This is a genomic window from Lactobacillus sp. UMNPBX17 (genome assembly GCF_002553735.1).
Classification (GTDB): domain Bacteria; phylum Bacillota; class Bacilli; order Lactobacillales; family Lactobacillaceae; genus Lactobacillus; species Lactobacillus gallinarum.
Genome location: NZ_PCYT01000091.1, coordinates 1 through 3948 on the forward strand (window position 1 = coordinate 1; position 3948 = coordinate 3948).

A 3948-nucleotide genomic window follows, 5' to 3' on the forward strand; every position below is an offset into this window, starting at 1 on the left:
AAAAGGCTTAACTCCGAAAGAATATCGGAATCAAGCCTCTATTAATCCTGTATTTAAACTGTCTAATTTTTAGGTCTCAGTTCAGTACTTCTTCTCAAAATCATTTTGCATTAATTTAACAAATTCAGGATAATTTTCCACTTCAAACTTGGGATGTAAATTCAAGGTGTTTTTACGATGACGGTGATTGTACCAGATACTGTCAAAGCCATATCTTTCAGCTCCTAAAATATCTGATTGTAAACCATCGCCAAAAAAGACCGTATCATTAGGACCAATTTCCGTGCGGCTAAAGAAATAGTCAAAGGCATGGACATTAGGTTTAGAATAATGAGCTTCTTCCGAAGTAACAATTAAATCAAAATATTTCTTCACGCCCGCTAATTCTAAGCGATGATTTTGCATAAACTTTTCGCCATTACTTAAAACGGTTAATTTATAGCCCTGTTTTTTAGCAAACTTAAGAGTATCTTCTACTCCGGGAAGCAATTGGTGTGCTTCACCAAAGTAGGAACGATATTCATTCATCATCTTTTGACCATCAATTTCTAAACCGAAATGCTCCTTAATAAAATCGTGAAAAGTCATCTCACTTAGTTCTTCATAGGTTATTTCACCTTGTTCAAGCTTGCGCCATAATCCTTGATTATAGGCATGATATTGGCGTTGAAGTTCTGGCGTTAATTGCCAGTGATGAACGTTGAAAAGGCTGTGTAAAGCAAAATCTTCCGTAGAAGCAAAGTCGATGATCGTATCATCTACATCGAAAATAATTTGTTGATAGCGCAATGAAGTCATTCCCTTCTATTTTTTATAGCTGGGTATTAATTATACCAGCTATCATTAAGAAAAAAATAATTGACATCTTTCTCACCTTTCTTTAAAATTTGAGCAACAAGTATTTTAGACGAAAGGAAGATTTATCATGTTTAAGAATGTAGTACTCAATCGTTGGCAATTCCAGCACTAGAGTTGTTTCTGCACGCTTAAGGTACAGATGCGGCTCATACGATCGCGTCTGTGCTGGTAAATCTTCATGAAAATTACCCGCACGGAAAATAAACGTGCGGGTTTTGTTTTAAGCATTTCCCGTCAAGAGGAAATGCTTTTTTGTTTGAGGTTTAAAAATGAAAAGATTAATTGGAACGCTTATTGCTCTTTTTGCTTTTTTGATTGTGGCTTTCATTTCTGAAACAAACCAAGAAAAAGCAGAACAAAAACAACCAACTGTAGGAATTTTACAAACTATGAGTCACCCTGCTTTAGATCAAATTCATCGGGGAATTATTCAAGGGCTCAAAGAAGAAGGGTATTTTGAAGGTAAAAATATTAAAATTGATTTTCAAAATGCCCAAGGCGACCAAAGCAATCTAAAATCAATGGGTGATCGCTTTATCGGGGAACATGCCGCATTAACTATCGGAATCGCTACGCCAGCAGTTCAGTCTTTAGCCAATACTCCGGGAGATACACCGGTAATCATGGGAGCTGTTAGCGATCCTCTTGGTGCACATCTAGTCAAAAGTTTAGCTCGTCCTGGTGGCAAAATCACTGGGGTTCAAGACAGACAACCAATTGCGGCTCAACTTAAATTAATGAAAACTATTATGCCTGATCTAAAAAAAGTTGGCGTTGTTTATACTTCTAGCGATGATTCTTCTACTTCAGAATATCGAGAATTTAAACAGCTCGCAGAAAAACAAGGTCTAAATGTTACACCTTATACCATTACTTCTACCAATGATATCGAACAAGTCGCTCAAACCTTAGCTGGAAAAGTTCAGGCAGTATATGTGCCAACTGATAACACCGTAGCTTCAGGAATTGCCACGCTACTTAAAGCAACAAACGCAGTGAAGATTCCGGTCTTTCCTGCCGCAGATACAATGGTTAAATCAGGCGGACTAGCAACTCGCTGTGTTAGTCAATACGACATGGGACTTTTAACTGGTAGAATGGCGGGACAAGTTTTGCACGGTAAAAATCCGGCAACCTTACCCGTTAAACGAGTAACTCATTACGAAACAGTAATTAATGCTAAAACTGCAGAGAAATTAAATATTCATATTCCAGCTTCTGTTTTATCTGCCGCACAAAAGAAAGGAAGAATTATCAAATGAGTTTAATTACTTCAACTATTGGTCAAGGGCTCTTATGGGGAATATTGGCTCTTGGACTTTTCCTAACATTTAGAATCCTGAACTTCCCTGATATGACCGTCGAGGGTACTTTTCCTTTTGGTGCAGCTATCTGTATCAGCGCACTAGTTCATGGCGTTAATCCAATTATCGCCACTATCCTCTCTTTTTTAGGTGGAATGCTCACAGGCTTAATTACTGGGCTGCTTTACACCAAAGGCAAAATTCCCGTTTTATTAGCTGGGATTTTAACTATGACCGGAATTTATTCTGTCAACTTACGTATTTTAGGGAAAGCAAATGTCGGCCTGCTTAATAAAGCTACATTGCTGAACGAAAAATTTTTACAAAGATTGCCCGATAATTTTCCTACTATTGTAGTTGGATTACTTTTCGCCATTTTTATTATTTTATTGCTAGCACTTTTCTTAAATACCGATCTTGGACAAGCCTTTATCGCTACCGGTGATAATGAAAAAATGGCTCAATCATTAGGCATAAATACCGATAACATGAAAATTCTCGGCCTAATGCTATCTAACGGTTTAATTGGTTTATCCGGCGGATTATTAGGGCAAAATGGCGGCTATGCCGATGTTAATATGGGAATCGGAACGATGGTTATTGGCTTAGCTGCAATTATTATTGGTGAAGTGGTTTACGGCAATTTATCTTTAACAGCACGACTAATTGCCGTAGTCATCGGCAGCATTATTTATCGTTTGATTCTATTATTAGTATTGCAACTTGGTTTCAGCACCAACGACTTCAAGTTGATTTCAGCAATTATTTTAGCCATCTGCATGATGTTGCCTTTATTTGAAAAGAAATTTCATACTCGTAAATTATTGAAAAAAGGTGTGACTAAGCCATGAGTACAATTTTAGATTTACAAAATATCACTACCACAGTCAACGTTGGAACTAGCGAAGAAAAAAATATTCTTAAAAATATCAATTTAAAAATAAACGATGGTGACTTTATCACCCTACTTGGAACTAACGGAGCCGGGAAGTCTACGTTACTTAACATTATCAATGGTTCTATTTTTCCCTCTAGCGGGAAAATTATTTTAAAAGAGCGCGATTTAACTAATTTATCTGAGGTAAAACGGGCAAAATATATTGCACAGGTTTTCCAAGATCCAAAAATGGGAACTGCACCTAGAATGACCGTTGCCGAAAATTTACTGCTGGCTACTAAACGCGGGCAACAACGTGGATTGCATTTACGTGGATTGGACCAGCATTTAGAAGAATTTAAGCGTGAGACAGCTCAACTACCCAATGGCTTAAATGAACGGTTAAATACTTTTGTCGGCAATTTATCTGGTGGTCAAAGACAAACTCTCAGTTTCTTGATGGCGACTATCAAAAAGCCTGAACTCCTTTTACTTGATGAACATACTGCTGCTCTAGATCCAAATACCAGTCGGCAACTCCTAGAATTAACCAACAAGGTTGTTAAAAAAGAACATTTAACTTGCATCATGATTACCCACCAATTAAAAGATGCCATTAAATATGGCAACCGCACTATTATTCTAAATAGTGGAAAAATTGTTTTAGATGTTAATGGACAAGACAAAAAGACTTTAACTGAAGAAGATATTTTGCAATATTTTACCGATTAAGACTTAAATCCAGATGTTTTAATAAGCACCTGGATTTTTTATAACAAAAATTTTTGTTTTTTTATTTTTTCGTAAATTGCAATAATAAATTGAACACTTAAGCTGCTTGATAGATGCGATCTAATTCTCTTTCAAAAATTTCATCTGGTGTATGATATGCCAATATTTTTCTTGGTA

At 36.5% G+C, this 3948-nt stretch carries 4 protein-coding genes; 3 read left to right on the forward strand and 1 reads right to left on the reverse strand.

Features of this window, described 5'->3' with window-relative positions:
* Window positions 1-81 precede the first annotated feature (81 nt).
* On the reverse strand, window positions 82-789 hold the full coding sequence (locus CP368_RS09320) for a YjjG family noncanonical pyrimidine nucleotidase (RefSeq protein ID WP_199161343.1): 708 nt from the start codon (window positions 787-789) through the stop codon (window positions 82-84).
* Window positions 790-1127: 338 nt separating this feature from the next.
* Between CP368_RS09320 and trpX the strand changes: the two genes are divergently transcribed.
* The 3 genes from trpX to CP368_RS09335 are packed head-to-tail and all read left to right on the forward strand — an operon-like array spanning window position 1128 to window position 3771.
* A complete protein-coding gene (gene trpX / locus CP368_RS09325) occupies window positions 1128-2120 on the forward strand; it encodes a tryptophan ABC transporter substrate-binding protein (protein WP_087236193.1) in 993 nt (330 codons plus the stop codon).
* On the forward strand, window positions 2117-3013 hold the full coding sequence (locus tag CP368_RS09330; protein ID WP_098046022.1) for an ABC transporter permease: 897 nt from the start codon (window positions 2117-2119) through the stop codon (window positions 3011-3013). Before trpX ends, CP368_RS09330 begins: the two co-directional genes overlap by 4 nt.
* Window positions 3010-3771 (forward strand): ABC transporter ATP-binding protein, encoded by a 762-nt coding sequence (locus tag CP368_RS09335; protein WP_098044262.1) that lies wholly within the window; start codon window positions 3010-3012, stop codon window positions 3769-3771. The genes CP368_RS09330 and CP368_RS09335 overlap by 4 nt, the downstream gene beginning before the upstream one ends.
* Window positions 3772-3948: the final 177 nt, after the last annotated feature.

Excerpts from the sequence above, each read along its gene's own strand:
- trpX (WP_087236193.1), top strand. The coding sequence starts at position 1,128 with ATGAAAAGATTAATTGGAACGCTTATTGCTCTTTTTGCTTTTTTGATT.
- CP368_RS09330 (WP_098046022.1), top strand. The coding sequence starts at position 2,117 with ATGAGTTTAATTACTTCAACTATTGGTCAAGGGCTCTTATGGGGAATA.
- CP368_RS09335 (WP_098044262.1), top strand. The coding sequence starts at position 3,010 with ATGAGTACAATTTTAGATTTACAAAATATCACTACCACAGTCAACGTT.